This is a genomic window from Bradyrhizobium sp. STM 3809 (genome assembly GCF_000239795.1).
Classification (GTDB): domain Bacteria; phylum Pseudomonadota; class Alphaproteobacteria; order Rhizobiales; family Xanthobacteraceae; genus Bradyrhizobium.
The window spans coordinates 1-26,176 of record NZ_CAFJ01000106.1 but is presented as its reverse complement, the minus strand read 5'-3'; the positions used below and the strand labels follow the sequence as shown (position 1 = coordinate 26,176).

The 26,176-nt window shown below is 67.8% G+C and carries 25 protein-coding genes; 14 read left to right on the top strand and 11 right to left on the bottom strand.

Annotated elements, in window-relative coordinates; translation table 11 throughout:
- Window positions 1–35 precede the first annotated feature (35 nt).
- From BRAS3809_RS05590 to hutI, 6 genes are all read right to left on the bottom strand, one after another.
- On the bottom strand, window positions 36–1,001 hold the full coding sequence (locus BRAS3809_RS05590; RefSeq protein ID WP_008961125.1) for an alpha/beta fold hydrolase: 966 nt from the start codon (window positions 999–1,001) through the stop codon (window positions 36–38).
- 135 nt (window positions 1,002–1,136) lie between these two features.
- Window positions 1,137–2,873, bottom strand: coding sequence for a magnesium chelatase subunit D (locus BRAS3809_RS05585; protein ID WP_008961124.1), 1,737 nt, complete (start codon window positions 2,871–2,873; stop codon window positions 1,137–1,139).
- Window positions 2,870–3,916, bottom strand: a complete 1,047-nt coding sequence (bchI, locus tag BRAS3809_RS05580) for a magnesium chelatase ATPase subunit I (protein WP_008961123.1) — start codon at window positions 3,914–3,916, stop codon at window positions 2,870–2,872. The genes BRAS3809_RS05585 and bchI overlap by 4 nt, the downstream gene beginning before the upstream one ends.
- Window positions 3,917–4,000: 84 nt before the next feature.
- Window positions 4,001–5,671, bottom strand: a complete 1,671-nt coding sequence (gene hutU / locus BRAS3809_RS05575; RefSeq protein ID WP_008961122.1) for a urocanate hydratase — start codon at window positions 5,669–5,671, stop codon at window positions 4,001–4,003.
- Between the two features lie 9 nt (window positions 5,672–5,680).
- On the bottom strand, window positions 5,681–7,228 hold the full coding sequence (gene hutH / locus BRAS3809_RS05570; RefSeq protein WP_008961121.1) for a histidine ammonia-lyase: 1,548 nt from the start codon (window positions 7,226–7,228) through the stop codon (window positions 5,681–5,683).
- Window positions 7,225–8,439 (bottom strand): imidazolonepropionase, encoded by a 1,215-nt coding sequence (gene hutI / locus BRAS3809_RS05565; protein WP_008961120.1) that lies wholly within the window; start codon window positions 8,437–8,439, stop codon window positions 7,225–7,227. Before hutI ends, hutH begins: the two co-directional genes overlap by 4 nt.
- Before the next feature lie 88 nt (window positions 8,440–8,527).
- On the opposite strand from hutI, the gene BRAS3809_RS05560 reads away from it, so the two are divergent.
- The 5 genes from BRAS3809_RS05560 (at window position 8,528) to BRAS3809_RS05540 (ending at window position 13,496) form a co-directional block, all read left to right on the top strand.
- On the top strand, window positions 8,528–9,886 hold the full coding sequence (locus BRAS3809_RS05560) for a formimidoylglutamate deiminase (RefSeq protein ID WP_008961119.1): 1,359 nt from the start codon (window positions 8,528–8,530) through the stop codon (window positions 9,884–9,886).
- Window positions 9,883–10,626: a histidine utilization transcriptional repressor HutC gene (gene hutC, locus BRAS3809_RS05555; protein WP_008961118.1), complete on the top strand. Its 744-nt coding sequence runs from the start codon at window positions 9,883–9,885 to the stop codon at window positions 10,624–10,626. The genes BRAS3809_RS05560 and hutC overlap by 4 nt, the downstream gene beginning before the upstream one ends.
- A 134-nt stretch (window positions 10,627–10,760) precedes the next feature.
- Window positions 10,761–11,705 (top strand): ABC transporter substrate-binding protein, encoded by a 945-nt coding sequence (locus tag BRAS3809_RS05550; RefSeq protein WP_008961117.1) that lies wholly within the window; start codon window positions 10,761–10,763, stop codon window positions 11,703–11,705.
- A gap of 235 nt (window positions 11,706–11,940) precedes the next feature.
- Window positions 11,941–12,714, top strand: a complete 774-nt coding sequence (locus BRAS3809_RS05545; protein ID WP_085963451.1) for an ABC transporter permease — start codon at window positions 11,941–11,943, stop codon at window positions 12,712–12,714.
- Window positions 12,711–13,496, top strand: coding sequence for an ABC transporter ATP-binding protein (locus BRAS3809_RS05540; protein ID WP_008961115.1), 786 nt, complete (start codon window positions 12,711–12,713; stop codon window positions 13,494–13,496). The genes BRAS3809_RS05545 and BRAS3809_RS05540 overlap by 4 nt, the downstream gene beginning before the upstream one ends.
- 291 nt (window positions 13,497–13,787) lie before the next feature.
- On the opposite strand, the gene BRAS3809_RS05535 is transcribed toward BRAS3809_RS05540, so the two are convergent.
- Both BRAS3809_RS05535 and BRAS3809_RS05530 read right to left on the bottom strand, forming a co-directional pair.
- A complete protein-coding gene (locus BRAS3809_RS05535) occupies window positions 13,788–14,075 on the bottom strand; it encodes a hypothetical protein (protein WP_008961114.1) in 288 nt (95 codons plus the stop codon).
- Window positions 14,076–14,092: 17 nt separating this feature from the next.
- Complete coding sequence (locus BRAS3809_RS05530) at window positions 14,093–14,854, bottom strand: DUF899 domain-containing protein (RefSeq protein ID WP_035655389.1); 762 nt, start codon at window positions 14,852–14,854, stop codon at window positions 14,093–14,095.
- A gap of 84 nt (window positions 14,855–14,938) precedes the next feature.
- On the opposite strand from BRAS3809_RS05530, the gene BRAS3809_RS05525 reads away from it, so the two are divergent.
- Entirely contained in the window at window positions 14,939–16,159 is a 1,221-nt protein-coding gene (locus BRAS3809_RS05525; RefSeq protein ID WP_008961112.1) for a hypothetical protein, read from the top strand.
- Window positions 16,160–16,194: 35 nt separating this feature from the next.
- Window positions 16,195–16,833, top strand: a complete 639-nt coding sequence (locus BRAS3809_RS05520) for a Vgb family protein (RefSeq protein WP_008961111.1) — start codon at window positions 16,195–16,197, stop codon at window positions 16,831–16,833.
- A gap of 36 nt (window positions 16,834–16,869) precedes the next feature.
- On the opposite strand, the gene BRAS3809_RS05515 is transcribed toward BRAS3809_RS05520, so the two are convergent.
- Window positions 16,870–18,000 carry a hypothetical protein gene (locus BRAS3809_RS05515; RefSeq protein WP_008961110.1) on the bottom strand — a complete coding sequence of 377 codons (1,131 nt, stop codon included), beginning with the start codon at window positions 17,998–18,000 and terminating at the stop codon, window positions 16,870–16,872.
- Between the two features lie 209 nt (window positions 18,001–18,209).
- On the opposite strand from BRAS3809_RS05515, the gene BRAS3809_RS05510 reads away from it, so the two are divergent.
- Genes BRAS3809_RS05510 through BRAS3809_RS05485 form a run of 6 tightly spaced genes read left to right on the top strand, consistent with a single transcriptional unit; the run spans window position 18,210 to window position 24,471 of the window.
- Entirely contained in the window at window positions 18,210–19,031 is an 822-nt protein-coding gene (locus BRAS3809_RS05510; RefSeq protein WP_008961109.1) for a sugar phosphate isomerase/epimerase family protein, read from the top strand.
- Window positions 19,032–19,082: 51 nt separating this feature from the next.
- Window positions 19,083–20,720, top strand: coding sequence for an ABC transporter substrate-binding protein (locus tag BRAS3809_RS05505; RefSeq protein ID WP_008961108.1), 1,638 nt, complete (start codon window positions 19,083–19,085; stop codon window positions 20,718–20,720).
- Between the two features lie 4 nt (window positions 20,721–20,724).
- Entirely contained in the window at window positions 20,725–21,699 is a 975-nt protein-coding gene (locus BRAS3809_RS05500) for an ABC transporter ATP-binding protein (protein WP_008961107.1), read from the top strand.
- A complete protein-coding gene (locus BRAS3809_RS05495; RefSeq protein WP_008961106.1) occupies window positions 21,696–22,688 on the top strand; it encodes an ABC transporter ATP-binding protein in 993 nt (330 codons plus the stop codon). Before BRAS3809_RS05500 ends, BRAS3809_RS05495 begins: the two co-directional genes overlap by 4 nt.
- Window positions 22,688–23,617 (top strand): ABC transporter permease, encoded by a 930-nt coding sequence (locus BRAS3809_RS05490; RefSeq protein ID WP_035655387.1) that lies wholly within the window; start codon window positions 22,688–22,690, stop codon window positions 23,615–23,617. Before BRAS3809_RS05495 ends, BRAS3809_RS05490 begins: the two co-directional genes overlap by 1 nt.
- A gap of 11 nt (window positions 23,618–23,628) precedes the next feature.
- Complete coding sequence (locus BRAS3809_RS05485) at window positions 23,629–24,471, top strand: ABC transporter permease (protein ID WP_008961104.1); 843 nt, start codon at window positions 23,629–23,631, stop codon at window positions 24,469–24,471.
- A gap of 61 nt (window positions 24,472–24,532) precedes the next feature.
- Here BRAS3809_RS05485 and BRAS3809_RS36475 read toward each other — a convergent pair whose 3' ends face one another.
- Together BRAS3809_RS36475 and BRAS3809_RS05475 are read right to left on the bottom strand one after the other, a co-directional pair.
- Window positions 24,533–24,700: a hypothetical protein gene (locus BRAS3809_RS36475; protein WP_008961103.1), complete on the bottom strand. Its 168-nt coding sequence runs from the start codon at window positions 24,698–24,700 to the stop codon at window positions 24,533–24,535.
- Between the two features lie 106 nt (window positions 24,701–24,806).
- A complete protein-coding gene (locus BRAS3809_RS05475) occupies window positions 24,807–25,706 on the bottom strand; it encodes an NAD(P)/FAD-dependent oxidoreductase (RefSeq protein WP_008961102.1) in 900 nt (299 codons plus the stop codon).
- 197 nt (window positions 25,707–25,903) lie between these two features.
- Here BRAS3809_RS05475 and BRAS3809_RS37690 point away from each other — a divergent pair, with 197 nt between their 5' ends.
- Window positions 25,904–26,098 (top strand): hypothetical protein, encoded by a 195-nt coding sequence (locus BRAS3809_RS37690; protein WP_035655381.1) that lies wholly within the window; start codon window positions 25,904–25,906, stop codon window positions 26,096–26,098.
- The last annotated feature ends 78 nt before the right edge of the window (window positions 26,099–26,176 follow it).

Genomic DNA, 26,176 nt, shown 5'->3' with positions numbered 1-26,176 from the left:
CGTTCGGACGACGCGTGCCCCCGCGCCGTTGCGGCTCACGCGCCGGCGGCGCGCGCCAGGAAATCATCGTAGCCTGCGACGACTTTATCAAGCTGCTCGAAATGCGGCATCGCCCCGGTCTGCATCACCTGGATGGTCCAGTTCGGCAGGCCCTCGACGGCGTGCTTGCCATTGTAGTCGACGAAATCGCCGCGCACGCCGTGCACCATCCACACCGGCATCGCCAGCGCCTGATAAAGCTTCAGGGCGTTGGCGCTGAACAAATAGCCGGAGACGAAGGAATATGGCGCGTTCTCGGCGCCGGGCTGGTGGGTGCTGATGTAGTCGTACTCCAGAAGGCTCTCGTCGATGTCCTTGCGGCCGAACGTCTTCCGCAGAAAGAAGCGGATACTGGCGCGCGACGTCAGCAGCGTGAAGAAGCCGTGCTTCCACAAGGGAACGTTGAGGATGTTGCGCACCCACGGCATGGCGCGCGTGGCATCCTTGTTGCCCGTCTTCTGCGCCGCGGCCTCGGCGCGGCGGTCGAACCCCGTGGGGCTGAGCAGTGCGAGCGAGCGAAACAGGTTCGGCGCCTCGGTGCCCGCGCGGGCAGCGAACTCGCAGCCGAGCGACAGCGCGAGGGCGTCGATGGCGACGTCGCCGTGACGGCGCCGGATCTCGTGGACGACGAGCAGGATCGCATCGGTCATGATGCGCGGCGTGTAGATGCGGTCGGCGCGATCCGAGAGGCCAAAGCCGGGGAGGTCGAGCGCATAGACCGGACGCATCGCGCGATAGTGCTCGAACAGCGGCTTCATCTCGTAAGCCGTGGCTGCCGCGTTGACGCTATGGATCAGGAGCAACGGGCGCTCGGGGGAGCCTCCGGGTCCATCGGCATAACAGGTGATACGGCCGGTCCGCGCATCGGCGAGCTCGAAACGCGGCGCGCTCAGCGGCGGCGGCATCGTGACCGCGCGGGTGTCGGCCGCATGATCACTTGGGGTGGTCGAGGCGACCGGCATGGCGTGCTCCTGTGTGACGATTTCATGTCAGAGGCCGCGATCACGCCGCCGAACGACCAAGCGAGCATAGCGATGACGGCACGGCTTGTCAGTCGCCGTTGGGAACGCCGCTTGACGGCAGGGGTTCCACCCGGGTCAGCGGCCGGCCTGGGCCATCACGGCCTGCGACAGCCGTGTCGCGTCGGCATGGGGCAGCGCGACGTAGCGGGCGTGCATCGCGCCGGCGAGCTGCGCCGCCTTGTCCTGCGGCCGCGGCGAGGAATCGACCAGCACGACAGGGATGCCGGTGAGAGCCAGTTGCTTCGCCGCCACCAGCGCCTCCGCTTCGGCCTCGCTGCGCCCGCCGCCGTCGCGCGCGACATTGGCGCGGCCGTCGGTCATCAGCACGATGGTCGGCGCCTGCCCCTTCGCCTTGACCGCGAGCGCCAGCTCGGTGGCGGCGAAGATCGCAGCCGACAGCGGCGTGCCGCCGCCGCCAGGCAGGCCGGCGAGGCTGCGCTTGGCGCGCGTCAGCGAGCGGGTCGGCGGCAGCAGCAGCTCCGCGTCCTTGCCGCGGAACGCGATCAGCGCCACCTCGTCGCGGCGGATATAGCATTCGGCGAGCAGCAGTTCGACCGCGCCCTTCACCTCCGCGAGCCGCTGCAGCGCCGACGAGCCGGAGGCATCGACGACGAAGATCGTCGTCGTGCCCGAGCGCTGCTTGAAGCGCGTGATGCGAATGTCGTCCTTGTGGACGATCAGCCGGCCGCTCTTGCCGGCGCGTTGCGCCCGCCGCCGGAGTGGCTGCCATGGCGCCGCGGTGCGCAGCGTTTCGAGCACGTTGAGCCGCGCACCGGCCCGCCACTCGCCGCGCCGCGCGCCGATCGGCCGTCCGCGCTTCGGCGCCTTCTGCGCATGGCCCTGCCGTCCTGCGCTGCTCGCCCGCGTCCGCATTGCGCGCTCGTCCTGCAGGCGCTTCAACAGATCCGCCGGGATCGCCGCCTGCGCGGCCTCTAGCACGCGATCCTCGAGCGGACCGTCATGGCTGCGGTCGTCCTGCTCGTTTTCCGCAGAGTCGGTCTCGGGCTCCGGCGCCTCGCTGGTCTCGGCATCGTCCTCGGTCGCCGGCAACCGCGTGGCGCGCGGCGCCAGCACCAGCCGCGCGGCGCAGGCGATATGCGCCTCGACGACGTCGATCGCGCCGTCCAAAGCCGTCGCGATGCGCGCGATCCGACACGCCAGCAACGGCGCGCGCAGCGAATCGATGCCCAACGCCAGGGACGTCGTGGTCAGCGCTTCGATCGCCTCGTCCGGCAGGCGCACCCGGGGCAGAAGCGCATGCGCGGCCGCGATGTCCGACGATTTGAACAGGCTCTCGCCGAGATCGGCACGGGCAACCGTGCTGAGATCGAGATGGCAGGCCAATCGATCGGCCAAGGCGGGCGATACGCGCTCATCGCCGATGCCCTCGTCGAGCGCGATCAGGCCGAACCGTGCCGGCGCGCGCAGCGACAGGCCATCGCGCTCGATGCTGATCGCGCCAGTGTCGAGAGCCGCGCAAAGATGCGCCGTTGTCGAGGGTGCCGTGCGCTCGGCCATGACGGCGATCAGCACACCGCCATCGGCCTCGGCGAGCAGGCCACGCTGCAGGACCGGACGCCCGGCCTGCAAGGTCGCGGCGAGATCGAGCCCGCCGAGCAGACGGTCTTCGGAGATCGACGGCGGCAGCTTGCGAATGGCCGTCGATGGCGGCGTCAGATCGCGCAGCAGATCGAGCCACTGCTCGCGCACCGGCCCCGCGGCTGCGCGCAGCAGCACCGATGCGGCGGGATCGATCGCGGCCAGCGCGGCCGCGATGAGAGCATCGCCCCAGATCGCCGCGGGCTCGCTCACGTCGCGAACAGCTCGTTGAGCGCACGCTCGACCCGCACCGACGAACCGGAATCGTCGAGCGGGTTGCGCCGCAGACGATGCCGCAGCGCCATCGGAGCGACCGTCTTCAGATGGCCGTCATCGACTGCCTTGGCGCCGTCGAGCGCCGCAGCCGCGCGCGCCGCTCGCATCAGGGTGAGCTCGCCGCGCAAGCCGTCGGTGCCGAGCGCCATGCACAGCCGCGCCGCGTTCTCCAGCTCGCGATCGGCCACCTTGACCGAGCCGATATGCTCACGCGCGGCGAGGATTCGCTTGCGCTGCTTGGCCTCGTCCTTCTCCCAATGCGCCACGAAGGCGGCGGGATCGGTCTCGAACGCATCGCGCCGCTTGACGACTTCGATCCGGGTCGGCAAGTCGCTCGGCGTCTTGACCTCCACGGAGAGCCCGAAGCGGTCGAGCAGTTGCGGCCGCAGCTCACCCTCCTCCGGATTGCCGGTGCCGACCAGCACGAGGCGCGCGGGATGGCGGATGCTGAGGCCGTCGCGCTCGACGACGTTCTCGCCGGAGGCCGCGACATCGAGCAGGAGATCGACGAGATGGTCCTCCAGCAGGTTGACCTCGTCGATGTAGAGAAAGCCGCGGTTGGCACGCGCCAGCAGGCCGGGCTCGAACGATTTCTCGCCATGCGCCAGCGCGCGTTCGAGATCCAGCGCGCCAACCACGCGGTCCTCGGTGGCGCCGAGCGGCAGGTCGATGACGGGCACCGGCACCTGATGCGCCTTGAGCGGCGCCGGCTTCTTGCCCTTGCCGGCCGGCTTCGAGCGCGTACGGCATTCGGCGCATTGCGCGGCCGCATCGGCCGGATCGCATTGATAGGGGCAGCCGACCACGGCACTCATCGGCGGCAGAAGTGCTGCGAGCGCGCGCACCGCGGTGGACTTGCCGGCGCCGCGATCGCCGAAGGCGAGCACGCCGCCGACCTTCGGATCGACGGCGGCGATCATCAGCGCCAGCTTCATCTCGTCCTGGCCGACAATGGCCGAGAACGGAAAGGCAATTCCCATGAGCGTCCCCTGCGCCGCGACGCGTTCCCGTCGCGTTGCCGGCATGAGACCACAATCAGGGGCCGCTCATCAACCCATCAGCGGTCAGCGCGTCAGGCTCGGCAGATCGAGCCCGCTGGCCTCGGCGCAGGCGATCGCGTCGTCGTAGCCGGCATCGGCATGGCGCATCACACCGGTCGCGGGATCATTCCACAGCACGCGCTCCAGCCGCCGCGCAGCCTCCGGCGTGCCGTCGGCCACGATGACCATGCCCGCATGCTGCGAATAGCCGATGCCGACGCCGCCGCCATGATGCAGCGAGACCCAGGTCGCGCCGCTGGCGCAGTTGAGCAGCGCGTTCAACAGCGGCCAGTCCGACACCGCATCCGAGCCGTCCTTCATCGCCTCGGTCTCGCGATTGGGGCTCGCGACCGAGCCGGAGTCGAGATGGTCGCGGCCGATCACGATCGGGGCCTTCAGTTCGCCGCGCGCCACCATCTCGTTGAACGCCAGCCCCAGGCGATGCCGGTCGCCGAGCCCGACCCAGCAGATCCGCGCCGGCAGGCCCTGGAACTTGATGCGCTGCCTGGCCATGTCGAGCCAGTTGTGGAGATGCTTGTTGTCGGGCAGCAGCTCCTTCACCTTGGCGTCGGTCCTGTAGATATCCTCGGGATCGCCCGACAGCGCCGCCCAGCGGAACGGGCCGATGCCGCGGCAGAACAGCGGGCGGATATAGGCCGGCACGAAGCCGGGGAAATCGAACGCGTTGGCGAGGCCCATGTCCTTGGCCATCTGACGGATATTGTTGCCGTAGTCGAGCGTCGGAATGCCCATGGCGTGGAAATCCAGCATCGCTTGGACATGCCCGACCATCGAGGTTTTCGACGCCCGCCCCACGGCCTTCGGATCAGACGAGCGCTTGGCTTCCCATTCGGCGAGCGTCCAGCCTTTCGGCAGATAGCCGTTGATCGGATCATGCGCGCTGGTCTGGTCGGTGACGATGTCCGGACGCACGCCACGGCGGACCAGCTCGGGGAAGATCTCCGCGGCGTTGCCGAGCAGGCCGACGGACACCGCCTTCTTGGTCTTGGCGGCCTCCTCCATCAGCGCCAACGCACCGTCGAGCGTCGCCGCCTGGCGGTCGAGATAGCCGGTGCGCAGCCGCATCTCGATGCGGCTCGGCTGACATTCGACGGCCAGCATCGAGGCGCCGGCCATCGTCGCGGCCAGCGGTTGCGCGCCGCCCATGCCGCCGAGACCCGCGGTGAGAATCCATTTGCCGGCGAGATCGCCATTGTAGTGACGGCGGCCGACCTCGACGAACGTCTCGTAGGTGCCCTGCACGATGCCCTGGCTGCCGATATAGATCCAGGAGCCGGCCGTCATCTGGCCGTACATCATCAGGCCCATTCTATCGAGCGCGTTGAAGTGATCGAGCGTCGCCCAATGCGGCACGATGTTGGAATTCGCGATCAGCACGCGCGGCGCGTCGGGATGCGTGCGGAAGATGCCGACCGGCTTGCCGGATTGCACCACGAGCGTCTGGTCAGCCTCGAGCTTGCGCAAGGACGCGACGATCCGATCAAAGCTGTCCCAGTCGCGCGCGGCGCGGCCGATGCCGCCATAGACGATCAGCTCGCTCGGCTTCTCCGCGACATCGGGATCGAGATTGTTCATCAGCATCCGCAAGGGCGCTTCGGTGAGCCAGCTCTTGGCGCTGATGTCGCCGCCGTGAGGAGCGCGGATCACCCGTTCATTGTCGAGGCGTCGGTTCATGGGTCCCTCTCATCCAAGCCTGGGAAACGGATCGCGTCCGAGCGAATCGGCCGCAGCGCGGGCCAATGCGCCACCGGCAACGAGCGCGGCGGCCTTGGCGAGATCGTCGGCCATGTAGCGGTCGCTCTCCAGCGCCGGCACGTGCACGCGCAGTGCGCCGATGACGGCAGAGAGCGCGGCGCTGGTGCCGTGCGGCACGCGCAGCTCGATGCCCTGCGCCGCGACCAGGAGCTCGATGCCGACGATATGAGCGAGGTTGTCGGCCATGTCGTGCAGCCGCCGCGCCGCATGCGCAGCCATCGAGACGTGGTCTTCCTGATTGGCGCTGGTCGGCGTGGAGTCGATCGAGCACGGCAGCGCGCGCTGCTTGTTCTCGGCGAACAGTGCCGCCGCGGTGACCTCGGCGATCATGAAGCCGGAGTTCAGGCCGGGCTCCGGCGTGAGGAACGGCGGCAGGCCGAAATTCAACGCGGGATCGACCAGCGTGGCGATGCGCCGCTCGCTGATGGCGCCGAGCTCAGAGAGTGCCAGCGCGATCTGGTCGGCGGCGAAGGCGACCGGCTCGGCGTGGAAATTGCCGCCGGAGATGATCTCGCCGGTCTCCACCAGCACCAGCGGATTGTCGGTGACGGCATTGGCCTCGGCAGCAAGCGTGCACGCCGCCTGGGTCAGCAGATCGAGCGCGGCGCCGGCGACCTGCGGCTGGCAGCGCAGGCAATACGGATCCTGCACGCGCTCGTCGCCTTCGAGATGCGACAGCCGGATGGCGCTGCCTTCGAGCAGCTCGGTGAGCACGCGGCCCGCTTCGATCTGGCCGGGATGACCGCGCAGCGCCTGGATCTCGGGCCGGAACGGCGCCGTCGAGGCCATCGCGGCGTCGACCGACAGCGCGCCGGTGACCAGCGCGGCATCGAGCAGATCACGCGCGCGGAACAGGCCGGCGAGTGCGTAGGCCGTCGAGAACTGCGTGCCGTTGATCAGCGCGAGCCCTTCCTTCGGCCCGAGCGTGACCGGGCTGAGCCCCGCGCGCGCCAGCGCCTCGCGGCCCGGCACCAGCCGGCCATCGACGAACGCCTGCCCTTCGCCAATCATCACGGCGGTCATGTGTGCGAGCGGCGCGAGATCGCCGGAGGCGCCGACGGAGCCCTGCTGCGGCACGAAGGGCGACACGCCCTGCGCCAGCATCGCCTGCAGTTGCGCGATGATCTCACGCCGTACGCCGGAGGCGCCGCGGCCGAGCGAGATGATCTTGAGCGCCATCATCAGGCGGACGACCGGCTCCGGCGTTGCGGGTCCGACGCCGCAGCAATGCGACAGAATCAGGTTGCGCTGGAGCTGTGCGGTCTGATCGGGCGGGATGCGCTTGGAAGCCAGCTTGCCGAAGCCGGTGTTGATGCCATAGACGGGCTCGGCACCCTGCGCGGCCTTGGCGACGATCGCCGCCGCCGCGTCGATGCGCGGCCAACATGTCGGATCGAGCGTAAGAGAGGCGCCCGCGTAGACCCGGGCGAGATCATCGAGGCCGACGCGGCCGGGCTCGGCGATGATCGTGCTCATTGCCCCCTCCACACGCGCCGATGCAGCGGATTGAAGCCCATCCGATAGACCAGCTCCGCGGGGCGGCCGATGTCCCAGATGGCGAGATCGCACCATTTGCCGGCCTCGAGCGTGCCGGTCTCGCCCAACACGCCCAACGCGCGCGCGCCTTCACGCGTGACGCCGGCGATGCATTCATCGACGGTCATCCGGAACAAGGTCGCGGCCATGTTCATGGTGAGGAGGAGCGACGTCAGCGGCGATGAGCCGGGATTGCAGTCGGTCGCCAGCGCGAGCTTCACGCCGTGCTTGCGGAACAATTCGACCGGCGGCTTCTGCGTCTCGCGGATGAAATAGTACGCGCCGGGCAACAGCACCGCCACGGTGCTGCTCCGCGCCATCGCCGCCGCGCCGGCTTCGTCGGTGTGCTCGAGATGATCGGCCGACAGCGCGCCGAACCCGGCCGCGAGCGCGGCGCCGCCGAGATTGGAGAGCTGGTCGGCATGCAGCTTCACCCGCAGGCCGAGCGCCTTCGCCGCATTAAACACCCGCGAGGTCTGCGCGGCCGAGAAGGCGATATTCTCCATGAAGGCATCGACGGCATCGGCAAGGCCGGATTGCGCAACCGCCGGCAGCATCTCGTCGCAGACGAGATCGATGTAGCGATCCTTGTCGCCGCCCGCTTCGGCCGGCAGCGCATGCGCGCCGAGAAAGCTGGTGCGGACGCTGACCGGCCGCCTCCCCCCAAGCGCACGCGCGGCGGACAATTGCCGCAGCTCCGTCGCGGTCTCCAGCCCGTATCCGGACTTGATCTCGATGGTGGTGACGCCTTCGGCGAGCAGCGTATCGAGCCGCGGCAGCGCGCTCGCGATCAAGTCCTGCTCGCTGGCGGCGCGCGTCGCCGCCACGGTGGAGACGATGCCGCCGCCGGCGCGCGCGATCTCCTCATAGCTCGCCCCAGACAACCGCAGCTCGAATTCGTGGGCACGGTCGCCGCCATGGACAAGATGGGTGTGGCAATCGACGAGGCCCGGCGTGATCCAGCGGCCGTCGCAATCGATGCGCTCGGGCGCGTCGGCATCGGCGGCAAATTCCGATTGCGGACCCGCAAAGGCGATGCGGCCGTCGCGGGCGGCGATCACGCCCTGCTCCACCACGCCGAGACCCGGCTGCCCCTCGCGCAGGGTCGCAAGCCGCGCATTCTGCCAGATCCGGTCGAAACGCTGGGCCATGCTGCCTCCCACCTTCACGAAAGCTTGACGGGCGATATGTCTATACATAAACTCAGCCTCGCCGTCCTGTCCAGCGGGCTGATCGATCATGGCGTCACTGCACTTCGCATCCGCGCTTCTGCCCAAGGGCTGGGCCGAGGACGTGCAGATCGTCATCAGCAACGGCGTGATCGCACAGGTCGCCGCGGGCGTGCCTCCGACCTCCGAGGACGAGCAGCACGAGGTCGCGATCCCCGGCATCGCTAGCCTGCACAGCCACGCCTTCCAGCGCGGCATGGCCGGGCTTGCCGAGATCAGCGGCCACGCCACCGATACGTTCTGGACCTGGCGCGAAACGATGTACCGCTTCGCGCTGTCGATGCGTCCCGAGGACGTCGAGGCGGTCGCGACCCTGCTGTATGTCGAGATGCTGGAGCGTGGCTTCACCCGCGTCGGCGAATTCCATTATCTGCACCACGATCGCGACGGCACGCCTTACGCCGATGTCGGCGAGATGGCGGTGCGCATCGCCGCGGCGGCCCAGACCGCCGGCATCGGCCTGACCCTGCTGCCGAGCTTCTACGCGCATGGCGGCTTCGGCGGCGCGGCGCCGCATGACGGCCAGCGGCGCTTCATCTGCGACGTCGACCGGTTCGAGAAGCTGCTGACGGCCTCGCGCAAGGCAATCAGTTCGCTTCATGGTGCCAATCTCGGCATCGCGCCGCACAGCCTGCGCGCGGTCGCGCCGGATGAGCTGAGCGCGCTGCTGCCGCTTGCCGACGGCGGCCCGATCCACATTCACGCCGCCGAGCAGGTCAAGGAGGTCGAGGACTGCCTCGCCTGGTCGGGCCAGCGCCCGGTGCAATGGCTACTCGATCATCACGACCTCGATGACCGCTGGTGCCTGATCCACGCGACGCATATGACCGCCGATGAAACGGCGGCGCTCGCGAACAGCGGCGCGACGGCCGGCCTCTGTCCGGTCACCGAAGCCAGCCTCGGCGACGGCATCTTTCCGGCGCGTGCGTATCTGCGCGCGCAGGGGCGCATCGGCATCGGCACCGACTCCAACGTGCTGGTCGGCGTCGGCGACGAACTGCGCCAGCTCGAATACGGCCAGCGGCTGACGCACCGGGAGCGCAACGTGCTGACGTCAGGCCCGGCTGCGTCGACAGGCCGCACCTTGTTCGACGCCGCGCTCGCCGGCGGGGCCCAGGCGCTGGCGCAACCGCTCGCCGGGCTGCAGCCCGGCAGCCGTGCCGACATCGTCACACTCGATCTGTCGCATCCGTCGCTCGCGGGGCGGACGCAGGATGCGCTGCTCGACGGCTGGATCTTCGCGACGTCCAGCGACGCCATCGACTGTGTCTGGGCCGGCGGCGCCAAGCTCGTCCAGGGCGGCCAGCATCGGTCGCGTGAGGCCGCCAGGCGCAGCTTCAACAGGGCCGTGCGGAGGCTGCTCGCATGAGCCTCGCCGAGGATCGCGCCAAAGATCACGCCAAGCCGAGCACGCTCTATAAGACGATCCGGCAGGACATCGAGCGCCGCATCCTCACGGGCGAATGGCCGCCCGGCCATCGCATTCCTTTCGAGCACGAGATCATGGAGCATTATGGCTGCTCGCGCATGACCGTGAACAAGGCGCTGTCGGAGCTCGCGCAGGCCGACCTGATCGAGCGCCGCCGCCGCGCCGGCACGTTCGTGCGCCGGCCGCAATTCCTGTCGGCGGTGCTGAAGATCCCGGACATCCGCGCCGAGATCGGCGCGCTCGGCCGCGCCTATGGCTATGAGCTGATCTCGTCGGCGCGCCGCACCGCCAACGCCGCCGATCGCGAGCGCCTCGGCGTCAAGACGCCGTGCAAGGTGATCGCGATCCGCTGCCGTCACAGCGCCGACAATGTGCCGTTCGCGGTCGAGGATCGCCTGATCGATCTCGATGCCGTGCCGGACGCGGCCAAGGCCAATTTCAAGATCGATCCGCCGGGCTCGTGGCTGCTGCATCACGTGCCCTGGACCGAGGCGGAGCATGCGATCAGCGCCATCGTCGCCGACGAGGCGATCGCAGCGAGCCTCGACATCGAAACGGGCGCGCCATGCCTCGTGATCGAGCGGCACACCTGGCGCCAGGGGCGACCGCTCACGGCTGTCAGGCTCGTCTATCCCGGCGAGCAGCACCGGCTGGTCGCACGATTCAGGGGCAGCGAATGACACGCGCCTGGGCGCAACTGAGCACGGGATTTGCAAGCAGGCGGGCAGCGCCTGCCGCGACTTGTGGCCGTCGCAGTCCTCCCGGGATTGCGAACTGCACGAATGGTTCTCTTCAACAGCAAAGGATGATGACGATGCGCAAATTCGGGCTTCTTGCAGTCACGGCCGCGGTGCTGGCCTCCACCTCGGCATTCGCCGACGACGTCAAGGTCGGCATCGGCATTTCCGGCTGGACCGGCTTCGCGCCGCTGACGCTCGCGAAGGAGGCCGGCATCTTCAAGAAGAACGGCCTCGACGTCACCATCAAGAAGATCCCGCAGAAGGACCGCCACCTTGCGATCGCCGCCGGCGACGTACAGTGCGCGGCGACCACGGTCGAGACCTGGATCTCCTGGAACGCCAACGGCGTCGCCACCAAGCAGATCTTCCAGCTCGACAAGAGCTATGGTGCCGACGGCATGGCCGTGCGCAACGATATCGCCTCGATCAAGGACCTGAAGGGCAAGACGGTCGCGGCCTCCGCGCCGGGCACCTCGCCCTATTTCGGGCTGGCCTGGATGCTCAAGAAGAACGGCCTCACGGTGAAGGACGTCACGATCGTGAACCTTGAGCCGGCCGCGGCGGCGCAGGCCTTCGTCTCCGGCCAGAACGATGCGGCGATGACCTACGAGCCGTATCTGTCGACGGTGCGTGCGGCGCCGGACAAGGGCAAGATCATCGCGACCACGCTGGACTATCCGATGGTGATGGACACGTTCGGCTGCACGCCGAAATTCCTGACCGAAAACCCCAAGGCCGCCAAGGCGCTCGCCGACAGCTATTACGAGGCGCTCGACATGATCGCCAAGGACCAGGCCAAGGCCTATGAGATCATGGGCGCCGACGTGAAGCAGAGCGGCGAGCAGTTCGGCAACTCGGCCAAGTACCTGCGCTGGCAGGACAAGGCGGCGAGCCAGAAGTTCTTCGAGACGGAGTTCAAGACCTTCAACAAGGACGCGGCCGAGCTGCTGCTCGAGGTCGGCATCATCAAGCAGATCCCGAACGTCGAGGATCTGTATGATGCGAGCTTCATCAAGTAGGCGGGAAGTTCGCTCGTTGTAGAGTCGTCATTGCGAGCGCAGCGAAGCAATCCAGGGGCTCAGGGTGCGACCCTGGATTGCTTCGTCGCGGAGCCTGTCATCGGGCCGCGCTTTGCGCGGACCCGTTGGCTCCTCGCAATGACGATGTGGATGTAGACTGCCCCAAACGAGTGCGCCTACTCTGGATCCAGTCTCCTCGAACGGCCCGCACCACTCCACGAAAGCCTTCTCCGTGATCCGACCTCTCGACCCCGTCAGCGCCCGATCAAGAACAGCGCTCGGCCTTGCCTTCTTCGTGCTCTTCGTCGCGGCGTGGTCGCTGGCGACGTTCGGCGGCTACGTGCCGAAGACCTTCCTGGCCGATCCCCTGACCATGCTGCGCGAGGGCTGGGATCTCCTGGTCAAGTTCGGCTTCCTCTACGATATCGGCATGACGGTCTGGCGTGTCCTTGGCGGCTTCGTGCTGGCGGCGGTCATCGCGGTTCCGCTCGGCCTCCTGATGGGCGCCTACAAGCCGATCGAGGCGTTCCTCGAGCCGTTCGTCTCCTTTGCGCGCTATCTGCCCGCCTCCGCCTTCATTCCGCTGCTGATCCTGTGGGCCGGCATCGGCGAGCTGCAGAAGCTCCTGATCATCTTCATCGGCTCGGTGTTCCAGATCATCCTGATGATCACCGTGACCGTCGGCAACACCAGGCGCGATCTCGTCGAGGCCGCCTACACGCTCGGCGCCAGCGATCGCGGCATCATCGCCCGCGTGCTGCTGCCCTCGTCTGCGCCCGACATTGCCGAGGTGCTGCGGCTCGTGCTCGGCTGGGCCTGGACCTATGTCATCGTCGCCGAGCTGATCGGCTCGTCCTCCGGCATCGGCCACATGATCACCGACAGCCAGGCGCTGCTCAACACCGGGCAGATCATCTTCGGCATCATCATCATCGGCCTGATCGGGCTGATCTCGGATTTCCTGTTCAAGGCGTTCAACGCCTGGCTGTTCCCGTGGAAGCTCGCATGACCACGCTCGTCATCGATCAGGTCACGCGCATTTTCCCGGCCCGCCAGGGCCATGCGCCGACGCGCGCGCTGGAGCCGGTCGCGCTCACCATCGGCAACAACGACTTCGTCACCATCCTCGGCCCGTCCGGCTGCGGCAAGTCGACCCTGCTGCGCATCGTCGCCGGGCTCGATCATCCGACCAGCGGCAAGGTGCTGCTCGACGGAAGCGAGGTCGAAGGTCCCGGCGCCGACCGCGGCATGGTGTTCCAGTCCTATACGCTGTTTCCCTGGCTGACCGTGCGCGAGAACATCGCGTTCGGCCTGCGCGAGCGCGGGGTGCCCGAGGACAAGCGCAACGCGGTCGCCGACCGCTTCATCCAGCAGATCGGCCTGACGGGTTTCGAGAACCACTGGCCCAAGCAGCTCTCCGGCGGCATGCAGCAGCGCTGTGCGATCGCGCGCGCGCTCGCCAATGATCCGAAGATCCTCTTGCTCGACGAGCCCTTCGGCGCGCTCGACAACCAGACCCGCGTGCTGATGCAGGAGATGCTGCTCGGCATCTGGGAGCGCGACCAGAAGTCGGTGCTGTTCGTCACCCACGACATCGAGGAGGCGATCTTCCTCGGCAGCCGCGTGCTGGTGATGAGCGCCCGCCCCGGCCGCATCAAGGCCGACATCAAGATCGACCTGCCACATCCCCGCTCCTACAAGATCAAGACCTCGCCGGAGTTCGTCGCGCTCAAGGAACGGCTGGTGGAGGAGATCCGCGCCGAGGCGCTGAAGGTGGCGGCGGAGGCGTGAGGCGTCGCTGTGGGGTGTTTGGTGTGCGCTATCATTGACAGTGATGTCTGCAGAGACATACCCCTCACCCAAGCGGGTATGCCGCTCTGTCCTACATGCCCTCTCCCGCAAGGGGAGAGGGCGCAGTAACTGGCACCGTGCCGGCTCAAACCGAGAGCCTTGCTTTTCACTGGTCACCGCAGAAAAACTACGCGATACAGTGCCCTCGCCCCTTGCAGAGAGGGCATCGCCGGCGTCTCCGCGAGCTTGCTCGGGTGAGGGGTCTCTCTCCGCGAGCGACGCTCTCGGCAACTAACTTCCGGGCTGCCGCACGCGAACCTCCTCCCGTGGCGGCACCGTGATCCCCCGCCGCATCCGCTTCAGCCACGGCACCAGGTGAAACGCACTCATCAGCAGATACATCACGGTCATGTCGCCGAGCGGTGCGCCTGCCGGCATGGCCGAGCAGAGGATGTCTGCCCGGCCGTCGCGGGCCACGGCGTTCAGCACCGCCATCAGCGCGAAGGTCGGCGCCGCGGCGAGGCGCAGGGCATCGGCGAGGTCCGGCAGCACGCGCCGCCTGGGCAGGAGGAACGCCATGGCTTTGCTCCTTGCTCTCAGCGCGCGACGTATTCGTCGCGGCGGCGCCACCACACGCCCTGCTCATTGCGGCCCTTCGGCGCGCGGTCGAGCCACTGATAGGCGCCCCACAGGCCGTCGAGGCCGCGGGCGTAGGCCGAATAGGTGTGATAGACGACGCCGTCCTCGACGATGAACGCGCTCATGCCCGGGCGATCGCGCATGAAGGTTGCGCCATCGGTGCCTGCGGTCGCCGCGATCTCGGACACCATGGCCGGCACATCCGACGCGCCCATCGGCGGACTGGTGCGATAGTTGTACGCGGTGCCGCCCCGGCGCTGCTGCTCCTCGGTGATCGCCACGTCGAAGTCGAAGTTGAAGTCGCTGCTGGCCGAGGACGCCCACGGGAAGCTCCAGCCCATGCGGCTCCTGTAGGCCTTCAGCTTCGCCAGCGGCGCGCGCGACACCGCCCACAGCATCACGTCGTGATTGGCGAGATGCACCTGGAAGCCGTTGAACCCGTCGGCGATCATCGAGCATGACGGGCAGCCGGCCTGGAAGTCGGGCCCGAACATGAAGTGATAGACGAGGAGCTGCGAGCGGCCCTTGAAGAGATCGGGCAGCGTCGCGGGCCCATCGTCGGTGTCGAAGCGATAGTCCTTGTCGACGCGTACCCAGGGCAGCGCCTGGCGGCGTTGCGCCAGTTCGTCACCACGACGGGTGAAGTCCTTCTCGGCCTGCAGCAGATCGAGCCGTGCCTTGAGCCAGTCTTCGCGAGTTCCAGTGAGATGCATGGTCATGTCCGTCTCCTTTGCGTGTTGACCGCATCTGAGACTAGGATCCCAGCGGGAGGAGCCGGGAGTGACAAGTGTGGCGGGATTGGCATGGATTCGTTGATCGCCGCGGCTGCGCAGGCGCTCGCCGCGGGTGATCCGCTCGGCGCGCTGAACCGGGTCGCCTTGCGTGACGATCCGCCGGCGCTGGCGCTTCGCGGCATCGCGATGGCCCGGCTCGGCGATGGCATCAGGGCGAAGGCGCTGCTGCGGCAGGCCGCCCGCAGCTTCGGCGCCAGGGCAGCGATGGCGCGGGCCCGCTGCGCCGTCGCCGAGGCCGAGATCGCGCTGGCGGCGCGAGATCTGTCATGGCCCACCAAGGCACTGGCGGAGGCGCGCGACACGCTGGAGCAGCATGGCGACCACGCCAATGCCGCCTATGCCCGCAGCCTCGAGATCCGCCGCATGGTCCTCATCGGCCATCTCGACGAGGCCGAGCGTGGCTTGGCCGATCTCGATCCCTCACCGCTGCAGCCGGCGGCACGCACGATCTACGAGCTGATCGTCGCCGGCCTTGCGTTGCGCCGCTTGCAGACCAAGGCGGCGCAGGCTGCGCTGGAGCGTGCCGCGCGCACCGCCGGGCAGACGCGTAGTCCGGAGCTGCACGCCGAGGTCGAGCGGCTCTCGGCGACACTGTCCGCGCCGGCTGCGCGCTTGATACAGGGCGGCGAGCAAAGGCTGCTGCAGCTCGACGAGGTGGAGGCGCTGTTCCGCTCGACCACTCTGATCGTCGACGCCTGCCGGCTGGCGGTGCGCCAGGGCAGCCGCATCGTGGCATTGGCGCGGCGTCCGGTGTTGTTTGCGATAGCCCGCAGACTGGCAGAGGGAACGGCCGGTGATGTGTCGCGATCGGAACTGATCGCCGAGGCATTCCGCGGCAAGGAAGCCGACGAGTCGCATCGGGCCCGCTTGCGTGTCGAGATCGGGCGCTTGCGGCAGCTTCTGAAAGGCATGGCCGAGGTCAATGCCACGCGCGACGGCTTTGCCTTGGTGCCGCGCGACGGCTGCGGCGTCGTGGTGCTGGCACAGCCGATCGAGGACGAGAACGCGCCCGTGCTCGCCTGCCTCGCCGACGGCGAGGCATGGTCGAGCTCCGGCCTTGCGCTGGCGCTCGGCGCCAGCCAGCGCACGGTCCAGCGCGCGCTCGATGCGCTGGCGCTGTCCGGCAAGGTGCAATCGTTCGGCCGTGGCCGCGCGCAGCGCTGGACCTGCCCCGTCGTGCCCGCATTCGCGACCAGCTTGTTACTCCCGGCGTGGTCATCGCTCGACTAGCGTGACGCTGTCACAACAAAGGATGGACCATTGCCATGAGAGCACCCGCCGAGATCCTTCGCGAATACGGTCCCTTCGAGGGCGATCAGGTCGGCGGCGTCACCTACGACGGACGCCAGGTTTGGATCGCGACCGGCTCCAGCATCAGGGCGTTCGACCCGGCCAATGGCGAGGTCAGACGATCCCTCGATGTTCCGGCCCATGCGGGGACTGCGTTCGACGGCAAGCATCTCTACCAGATCGCGGAAGCCCAGATTCAGAAGATCGATCCGGACAGCGGCCGGGTGATCTCGACCATTCCGGCGCCTTCGGGCGGCGGCGATTCCGGACTCGCCTGGGCGGAGGGATCGCTCTGGGTCGGCGCCTACCGCGATCGCAAGATCCACCAGATCGATCCGGCGACGGGGACAATCCTGCGTAGCATTCCCTGCACGCGCTTCGTGACAGGCGTGACCTGGGTGGATGGCGAGCTGTGGCACGGCACCTGGGAGGACGACGTCAGCGACATCAGGCACATCGACCCGGAAACCGGCGAGGTGCTCGATCAGCTCGACATGCCTTCCGGCACCGGCGTCTCCGGGCTGGAGTCGGACGGCAGCGAGACCCTGTATTGCGGCGGCGGCCGCAGCGGCAAGGTGCGTGCGGTCAGGCGGCCGAGACAATTGCGCGGATAACCGCTGACGACCCGGCGGCGCCGAGGAACAGGTCCGCTATTTCTCGATCGACGTGAACGCCGCCTTGCGGAAGTTTGCATTCGCCTCCTCGCGCGTCGGCAGCGGCTGGCCACCGCCGCCGCTGACCGGCTTGGTCGGCGTGACCACCGAGAACAGCACGAAGCCGCCGGCCTTGCGCGGCAGGATGAAGTACTCGGCGATATCAGACTTCTCGCTGTCCTCGCAGGAGGACATGCCGCGAAACACGACCGCGCTGTCGACGAGCTCGCTGTTGCGCGCGGAGATGAACTTGCCCTTGCAGTCGCGGGCGTCGTTGCCGATGATCCTGGCGGCGACTTCGAGGCCGTCGACATCGCGCTGCGGCGGCACGATCCGGACGAAACCGGTGGCGTTGTCGGCCTTCCACGCAACACCGCCCGCGGTCAGCCAGACCGGCCGCTCGCCGCTCCCCAGAATGGAGGGATGCGAGAGCGCCGCCTTGAGAATGAAATTGGAGGCGATCTGCATCGCTTCCAGCTGCAACTCGGGCGAATCCTCCGAGGCGCGTGCCGGCTGCGCACTGGTCGTTGCCGCCGTGGCCGCGGGCGCCGCCGCCGGGCGCTGCGCCGTGGCCGCGTTGGGCTGCACCGTGAAGTTCGTCGCCGCCGCCAGTCCGCCGGCATTGATCATGCGCACGCAATTGGCCAGCGACGGCAGCAGCACGGCGGTGCCGTTGAGATCGAACTGGAACAGGTTGCCCTGCGCGAAAGCCGACATCGTGCGCGCCGCCCGGAAGGATTTGATCAGGGTCGAGTCGTTCGGCATCGGCACCACGACCATCTTGGCCGACCACACCGAGCCCTCGACATCGTACGAATTGCGGCCGTCGAAGCTCAGCACGATGGGGAATTTCTGTCCCTGCGACAGCGACCAGCTCGGATGGATGAAGGCCAGCGCCCAATTGAAGGTCGGCAGCGCGAGCACGCCGAAATTGATCCCGCTCTTGTAGCTTGCGGAAGCAACGCAGCTCGAGAACTTGCCGGTGTTGTCGTCGGTGTAGGCGCCGCCCGACCAGCCGGCGACGGAGATCGTGCCGTAGGGCCCCTTCGCCTGCGCCGGCAACGTCGCGCTCAGCGCCGACAGCGCCAGCGCCATCATGGTCCCGAAAATCGTCCGCCGTGCCGCCATGCCACGCCCCCTTTTTGCCGCATTGTTGCAATTCCCGCGGCTACGTCAAGTAGATGCCGGGAGCGATCGTCTACCCAAGAGATAGGTTGGCGGCGAACCGCCAAGAGTGAAAGCACACAAGATGTCGCGGTCGCCATCCACAGCCCTTCATGGCGGCGTCATCGAACTTCGCTAGCCGTCACGAGGTCTCAAGCAGGGGATCTCGTCACATGTCCGCCACGCTGCCCGTCCTGGGCGCCGCCCTCTCCGTCAAATCGATTCCGGCACACACCGACTGGCTGCTCGAGCGCCAGCGCGATCTCGAGATCCAGGACTTCTTCCGCGCCGACCTGCTCGACAGCGATTGGCGCGGCACCGCCAAGGAAATCAAATCGATGCTGGACGGTCACACTGGCCGGCTCGGCATCCATGGCCCGTTCTGGGGCTTCACCATCGCCAGCCACGATCCGATGATCCGCCGCGCCGTGACCAAGCGCCTGCTGCAGGGCCTAGAGGTCGCCGAGTTCCTCGGCGCCACGCAGATGGTGATCCACTCGCCCTACACGACCTGGGACTACAACAACATCGACATGCTGCCCGACAATCGCGAGGCGCTGATCGAACGCGTGCGCGCGACGCTGTCGGATGTCATCGCCTCCGCCGAGCAGGCCGATTGCGAGCTGGTCATCGAAAATATCGAGGACAAGAATCCGCTGGATCGTGTCGGCCTGGCAAAGGCGCTGGGCAGCAGCAAGGTCCGCGTGTCGCTCGATACCGGACATGCCAACTACGCGCATCACTCCACCGGCGCGCCGCCGGTCGACTACTATGTCGATGCCGCCGGCGACATGCTGACCCACGTCCATCTGCAGGACACTGACGGCTACGCCGACCGCCACTGGGCGCCGGGCGAAGGCAACATCCGCTGGATCGCCGTGTTCCGCGCGCTGGCGAAGCTCAATTCCAATCCGCGCCTGATCCTCGAGCTGCGCAACCACGATCACGTCAAGGCCGGCGCGGCGTACCTCGCGTCGCTCGAGCTCGCGCAATAAGCCCTCGACTGCCTTTTGTACCTGACAACCTCGCACCATAGAGAGATTGCCATGATTAAGCTCACCCGCCGCGGCCTGCTCGGCGCCGGCGCCGCCATCGGCGGCAGCTTCATCCTGCCGCGCGTGTCGATCGCGCAAGCCGATAACCGCCCCTCCGTCACCATCGCCGTGCAGAAGGTCACCAATTCGAACGTGCTCGACGTGCTGCGCGAGCAATCCAATGTCGGCGAGCGCGTGTTCTACTCCTCGCTGTGGGAAAGCCTGATCTCGAAGAACTTCCGCGGCAATCTCGAGGCCGTGCCCGGCCTCGCCACCGAGTGGAAGCGCATCGACGACCAGACCGTCGAGTTGAAGCTGCGCCAGGGCGTCAAGTTCCACAATGGCGACGAGATGACGTCCGAGGACGTCGTGTTCTCGTTCAGCCGCGAGCGCATGTTCGGCGACAGCGAGGCCAAGAGCCGCACCACCATCAAGGCGTTCGAGAAGATCCCGACGCCGCGCCCGGGCAAGGAGCTGCCGCCGGACGTCATCGGCGTCGCCCGCCGGATGTGGCCGGATCTTGTCCGCGTCGACGCCGTCGACAAATACACGGTGCGCTTCGTCAACGCGACGCCCGACGTCACCATCGAAGGCCGCCTGATGCGCTACGGCTCCGACATCATGAGCCGGCGCGGCTGGGAAGAAGCGGCGAGCTATCTCGACTGGGCGCGCAAGCCGATCACCACCGGCCCCTACAAGATCGTCGAGTTCAAGCCAGACGTGTCGCTCACGCTCGAAGCGCATGACGAATATTGGGGCGGCCGCCCGCCGCTCAAGCGTATCCGCTTCGTCGAGGTGCCGGAGGTCGCGAGCCGCATCAACGGCCTGCTCTCCGGTGAATATCAATTCGCCTGCGACATCCCGCCGGACCAGATCGCGGGCATCGAGAAGAACGCGGCGTTCGAGGTCCAGGGCGGCACCATCCTCAACCATCGCCTCACCGTGTTCGACAAGAACCATCCGCAGCTCGCCAATCCCCTGGTGCGCCGCGCCTTCACCCACGCGATCGACCGCCAGGCCATCGTCGACAGCCTGTGGGCCGGCCGCACCCGCGTGCCGAAGGGTCTGCAATGGGAGTTCTACGGCGACATGTTCATCGCCGACTGGAGCGTGCCCGCCTTCGACCCGAAGCTGGCGCAGGACCTCTTGAAGCAGGCCGGCTACAAGGGTGACCCGATCCCCTACCGCCTGCTCAACAACTACTACACCAACCAGGTCGCGACCGCGCAGGTGCTGGTCGAGATGTGGCAGGCGGTCGGCCTCAACGTTCAGATCGAGACCAAGGAGAACTGGTCGCAGATCCTCGAACGCGCCCCGAACCGCGCCGTGCGCGACTGGTCGAACTCGGCCGCGTTCAATGATCCGGTGTCGTCGCTGGTTGCCCAGCATGGCCCGAACGGCCAGCAGCAGCAGGTCGGCGAATACAGCAATGCCGAGCTGAACCAGCTCTCCGAATTCCTGGAGACCTCGACCGATCGCGCGGCGCGCAAGAAGGCGTTCGGCCGCATGCTGCAGATCGCCGAGCGCGAGGATCCGGCCTACACGGTGCTGCATCAGAACGCGACCTTCACGGCCAAGCCGAAGTCGATCAAGTGGAAGGCCTCGCCGGCCTTCGCGATGGACTTCCGCACCGGCAATTACGGAGCGTGACGCCGTGGCGCCGCTGGTCAGCATCTCCGGCCTCCAGGTCGCCTTCGACGGCACACAAGTGCTGCATGGCATCGATCTCGACATTGCCAAGGGCGAGGCCGTCGGCCTCGTCGGCGAGTCCGGATCCGGCAAGTCGGTGACCTGGCTCGCGGCGCTCGGACTTCTGCCTGCGAAGGCGAAGGTGGCCGGCTCCGCCACGCTCGACGGTCGCGAGCTGATCGGGGCCGATGGCAAGGTGCTCGACCAGGTGCGCGGCCGGCGCATCGCGATGATCTTCCAGGATCCTGCCAGCGCGCTCAACCCGGTGCTCACCATCCGCCGCCAGCTGTGCGAGAGTCTCGGACTGCATCGCGGCCTGCGCGGCGAGGCCGCGCGGGTCGAGGCGCTCCGGCTGCTCGATCTCGTCGGCATTCCCGACGCCAACAGGCGCTTGTCAGCCTATCCGCACGAATTCTCCGGCGGCCAGGTCCAGCGGATCATGATCGCGATGGCGCTGGCCGGCCAGCCCGACCTGCTGATCGCCGACGAGCCGACCACCGCGCTGGACGCCACCATCCAGGCGCAGATCCTCGATCTCCTGGCCGCGGTACGCCGCGAGTTCAACATGGCGATGGTGCTGATCAGCCACGATCTCGGCGTCGTCGCCGAGAATTGCGACCGCGTCTGCGTGATGTATGCCGGCCGCATCGTCGAGCGCGCGCCCGCCACGCGTCTGTTCGACGATCCCTGGCATCCCTATGCGCAGGGCCTGATCGGCGCGCTGCCGCCGCTCGATGGCGCGCGCAGGCGGCTGCAGGCGATTCCCGGCACGGTGCCCGATCCGCGCGCGCTGCCGAGCGGCTGCGCCTTTGCGCCGCGTTGTGCCCACGTCGGCGACGGCTGTCACGCGCGCGTGCCGCCGCTGGCGCCGGTCGAGCTGGACCGCGCGGTCGCCTGCCTGCGGCCGCAGCGGCTGCCGGTGGAGCTCGCCGCCGAATGACGACGCCGCTCCTCGAAGTCAGCGAGATCTCGCGCACCTATCGGATGCGGGCCGGCCTCTTCGGGCGTCCCACCTCCGTCCACGCCGTCGACGGCCTGAGCTTCTCGATTCCGAAGGGCGAGACGCTCGGCATCGTCGGCGAGTCCGGCTCCGGCAAGTCGACCACCGGCCGCATGGTGCTCGGGCTGGAACCTCCGGACCACGGCAGCGTGCGCTTCGATGGCGCGCCGATCGCGGCACCGGGCACGGCGACGTGGCGCGCCCAGCGCGCACGCATGCAGATGATCTTCCAGGATCCGCTGGGCGCGCTCGACCGCAGGCTGCCGGTCGCCGAGCAGATCCGCGAGCCGCTCGACATCCACAATATCGGAAGCAAAGCCGAGCGCGACGCGCGCGTGCACGAGTTGCTGCACGCGGTCGATCTCAACGACGGCCACGGCCGCCGCTACCCCGGCGCACTCTCGGGCGGCCAGCGCCAGCGCATCGTGCTGGCGCGGGCGCTGGCAACGAAGCCCGACTTCCTGGTCTGCGACGAGCCGGTCAGCGCGCTCGACGTCTCGATCCAGGCCCAGGTCGTCAACCTGCTCGTCGATCTCCAGGCCCGACTGGGCCTCACCATGCTGTTCATCAGCCACGATCTCCGCGTCGTCAGGCAGATCAGCAGCAAGGTCGCCGTGATGTATCTCGGCCGCATCGTGGAGTATGGCGATGCGGACGATCTGTTCGCGCGGCCACAGCATCCCTACACGCAGGCGCTGGTGTCGGCCTCGCCGGCGCCGGGCCGCCGCAGTACCGGCCGCATCGTGCTGAGCGGCGATCCGCCCAATCCCGCCGCGCGCCCCTCCGGCTGCGCCTTCCACCCGCGCTGCCGCCTCGCGACCGCGCGCTGCAAGGCCGAGGTGCCCGTGCTCACCGCGCTCGATCCGCAGCGACAGGTGGCGTGCCATCTCGTGACCGGCGCGCCCGCGCAGACCCAGGACGCCGCGTGATGCTGCGCTTCTTCGCCATCCGCCTGTGCCGCGCGCTGCTGACCATCGCGCTGGTCGTCACCTTCGCCTTCATCGTGCTGCGGCTCTCAGGCGATCCCGCGCTGATGATCATGGGGCCCGAGGCGCCGCCCGAGGTGATCGAGGCGTTCCGCAAGGCGTGGGGCCTCGATCATCCGATCTGGGTGCAGTATCTCGACTACTTCAAGGCGATCGGCCAGGGCGAGCTCGGGCGCTCGATGCGCGACGGCCGTCCGGCCATCCAGCTCGTGCTCGAGCGCATCCCCGCGACCCTCGCGCTCACCATTCCCGCCTTCCTGGTGAAGGTGCTGCTCGGCATTCCCGCCGGCATCTATGCCGCGCTCCACCGCGGCTCGGCGATCGACCGCGCGGTGATGATCACGGCGGTGGCCGGCTTCACCGTGCCGAGCTTCGTGCTGGCGCTGCTGCTGGTGCTGATCTTCGCCGTGCAGCTCGGCTGGCTGCCCTCGGGCGGACAGGAGTCGTGGCGCCACGCCATCCTGCCGATCGTCACGCTCGGCTTCGGCGGCGCCGCCGTGCTCGCCCGCTTCACGCGCAGCGCGATGCTGGAGATCCTCGGCCAGCCCTACATCCGCACGGCCTCCGCCAAGGGCGTGCCGTGGCGCCGCGTCATCACCGACCATGCGCTGCCGAATGCTGCGATCCCCACCGTCACGATCCTCGGCTTCATGGTCGGCAGTCTCATCGCGGGCGCCGTCGTGGTCGAGAGCGTGTTCTCGTGGCCCGGCGTCGGCCGGCTGCTGGTCGTCGCCGTCGCCAATCGCGATCTCGCGGTGGTGCAATGCATCCTGCTGCTCGTGGCGATGACGATGGTGACGTCGAACCTGATCGTCGATTTCCTCTATGGCCTGCTCGATCCCAGGCTGCGCAGCAAGGGAGCCGCGGCATGACCGACGTCGCGATGAAGGTGCCCGCCGCAAGGCGGCTGCGCTGGCCGAACATCCCCGTCTCCGTCGGCATCGCCATCGGCTGGATCGCCGCCATGCTGGTGGTCGCCATCTTCGCCGACCAGATCGCGCCCTACGGCTTCACCAAGTTCGACCTGCGCAATCGCCTGTCGCTGCCGGGCAATCCGGCGCATTGGCTCGGAACCGACGAGCTCGGCCGCGACGTGCTGTCCCGCCTGATCGTCTCGATCCGGATCTCGCTGCTGATCGCATTCGGCGCGACCGCGATCTCCGCCATCGTCGGCACCACGCTGGGCTTCCTCGCCGCGCATTTCCGCGGCCTGGTCGAGCAGGCCGTGCTGATGCTGGCGGATTTCCAGGCCAGCATGCCGTTCCTGATCCTCGCCCTCGCCGTGCTCGCCTTCTTCGGCAACTCGCTGCCGCTACTGATCGGACTGATGGGCCTGTTCGGCTGGGAACGCTACGCGCGCATCGCGCGCGGGCTGGCGATCTCCGCCAATGCGCAGGGCTATGCGGCGGCCGTGCGCCAACTGGGAGCCACGCCGCAGCGCGTCTATCTGAAGCACATCCTGCCGAACATCGCCTCGACCCTGATCGTGTCGATGACGCTGGTGTTTCCGGAAGTCATCCTGCTGGAGTCAGGCCTGTCGTTCCTCGGCCTCGGCGTGCAGCCGCCGATGACCAGCCTCGGCAACATGGTCGGCTACGGCCGCGAATATCTCACGCGCGCGCCGTGGATCATGCTGGCGCCGGCGGTCACGATCGTGGTGACTACGCTCGCAGTGTCGGTGATCGGCGACTGGCTGCGCGACAAGCTGGATCCGACGCTGCAGTAGATCGATCAGCGGCGATCGATCCGTGAAGATGGGTCAATCTAGATAGCTCACTAACGATGGGTCAGTGGCGGGTGTCCTGCTTCGCCACTGAAAGGTGATCGCAAACGATCAAGGCGTGCCCCGCCTGCTCGGCCGCGAGCGCCATCCATTTCGAAGCCTGCTGCAGCCAGAGATCGCGCCGGGCGGGATCACGCTCGGCCTCCTCACGGCAGCTGGACGCAGCCGCCAAACATGCCGATTTCCTGTCCATGGGCCATGGTCCGACACGTCAACGCCAGCGGCACTTACATAGGATATCGCGATTTCAGGTTGTGATCAAACTCTCCCGAGACGGCTCAGCCCGATGGCCCCGCATAGCGCATCGGCAACGAATGATGTGCGTGGCATGCCGCGACTGCAGCGTGGCCAAAGGCGACCGCGATCTGATGCAGATCCGTCACGACGTCGCCGATGCCGTAGAGACCGTCGACGCCGCAGCGCTGTTTGGTGTCGACCTCGAGAAAGCCGTCCGGCGTATGCCGCGCGCCGAGCCTGATGGCGAGGTCGGAGCGAACGTCGGCGCCCATCGCCGGATACACGATCTCGAACCGTTCGCTGCTGCCATCTGCGAACGCCGCCACGATTGCCCCCTCGCCACGGCGCAGCGCGTGAAGCGGCGGCGTGACGCGGACGCCGGCTGCGTCGAGCTCGCGGCGCCTGGCGTCGTTCCGTTCGTCGCCGACCGGGATCAACGTGACGTCGCAACTGTAGACGCGCATGAACAGCGCCTTGCCGGCGGCATGCTCGAGGGGACCAATGATCGCGATCTTCCGCCCGGTGGCCTCGAAGCCGTCGCAGACGGGACAATAGCGCAGTTCGCCATCGCGCACCGCCGACGTCCAGTCGGCGAGCGGTGTCTGTTTGTCGACGATCCCCGTGGCCAGCATCACGCGTTGCGCCATGATCGGTTCGCCGTCGTAGGAGGCGATGATGTCGCCGTTCCCCATTTCGAGCGCCGTCACCGTGCCGCGGACGATGGGCACGCCGAGTTCCTCGACCTGCCGCCGCATGCGCGCCAGCAGTTCTCCGCCTGGAAGGCCAGCCGGGAACCCCGGCAGATTGTGGCTTCGCGGAATCAGCGCCGCTCGTGATGCCCCGCCATCGATGACGACGACACGACGCCGGAACCGCGCCAGATAGATCGCGGCCATCAGCCCCGCAGGTCCGCCGCCGATGACCAGAACCTCGCAGCGCATCGCCGCCCTCGCATGGGTTGGACGGAACCAAACATCGAGCGACGGAAGGGTTCCTCCAGGCACGGCGTCAACCGGCGCGGACAGCGGAACGCAAGTGGAACCTTTTGCGGCAATGGCGCGTTAACTTATGTCGCTGCCGCGGCCGAAAAGCCGTGCAAACTTGGCAGCGAGGGGGATTGGTTTGCGAGGGCGCGTGGATGCGATTTGTGAATTCAACTGATGAAAGCTTGATGGCGTATTACGAGAGCGTCCGCAAGCAGGTGGCCGCGGACAGCCGGATCGGGGGGCCCTATCGGCTGCTCGGCGAGCGGGCCAAGCAATACGCCCAGGAGCTTCAGGCCGAGATGCGGCGCCGGCAATTGCGCTTCACGCCGATCGAATGGCCGAATTGAACTGATGAGTCGGGGGCAACGAGCATCACGTCGACGTCGATCGCAAGTCGGTCGTTGGTGAACTCGCCGGTGCCAATC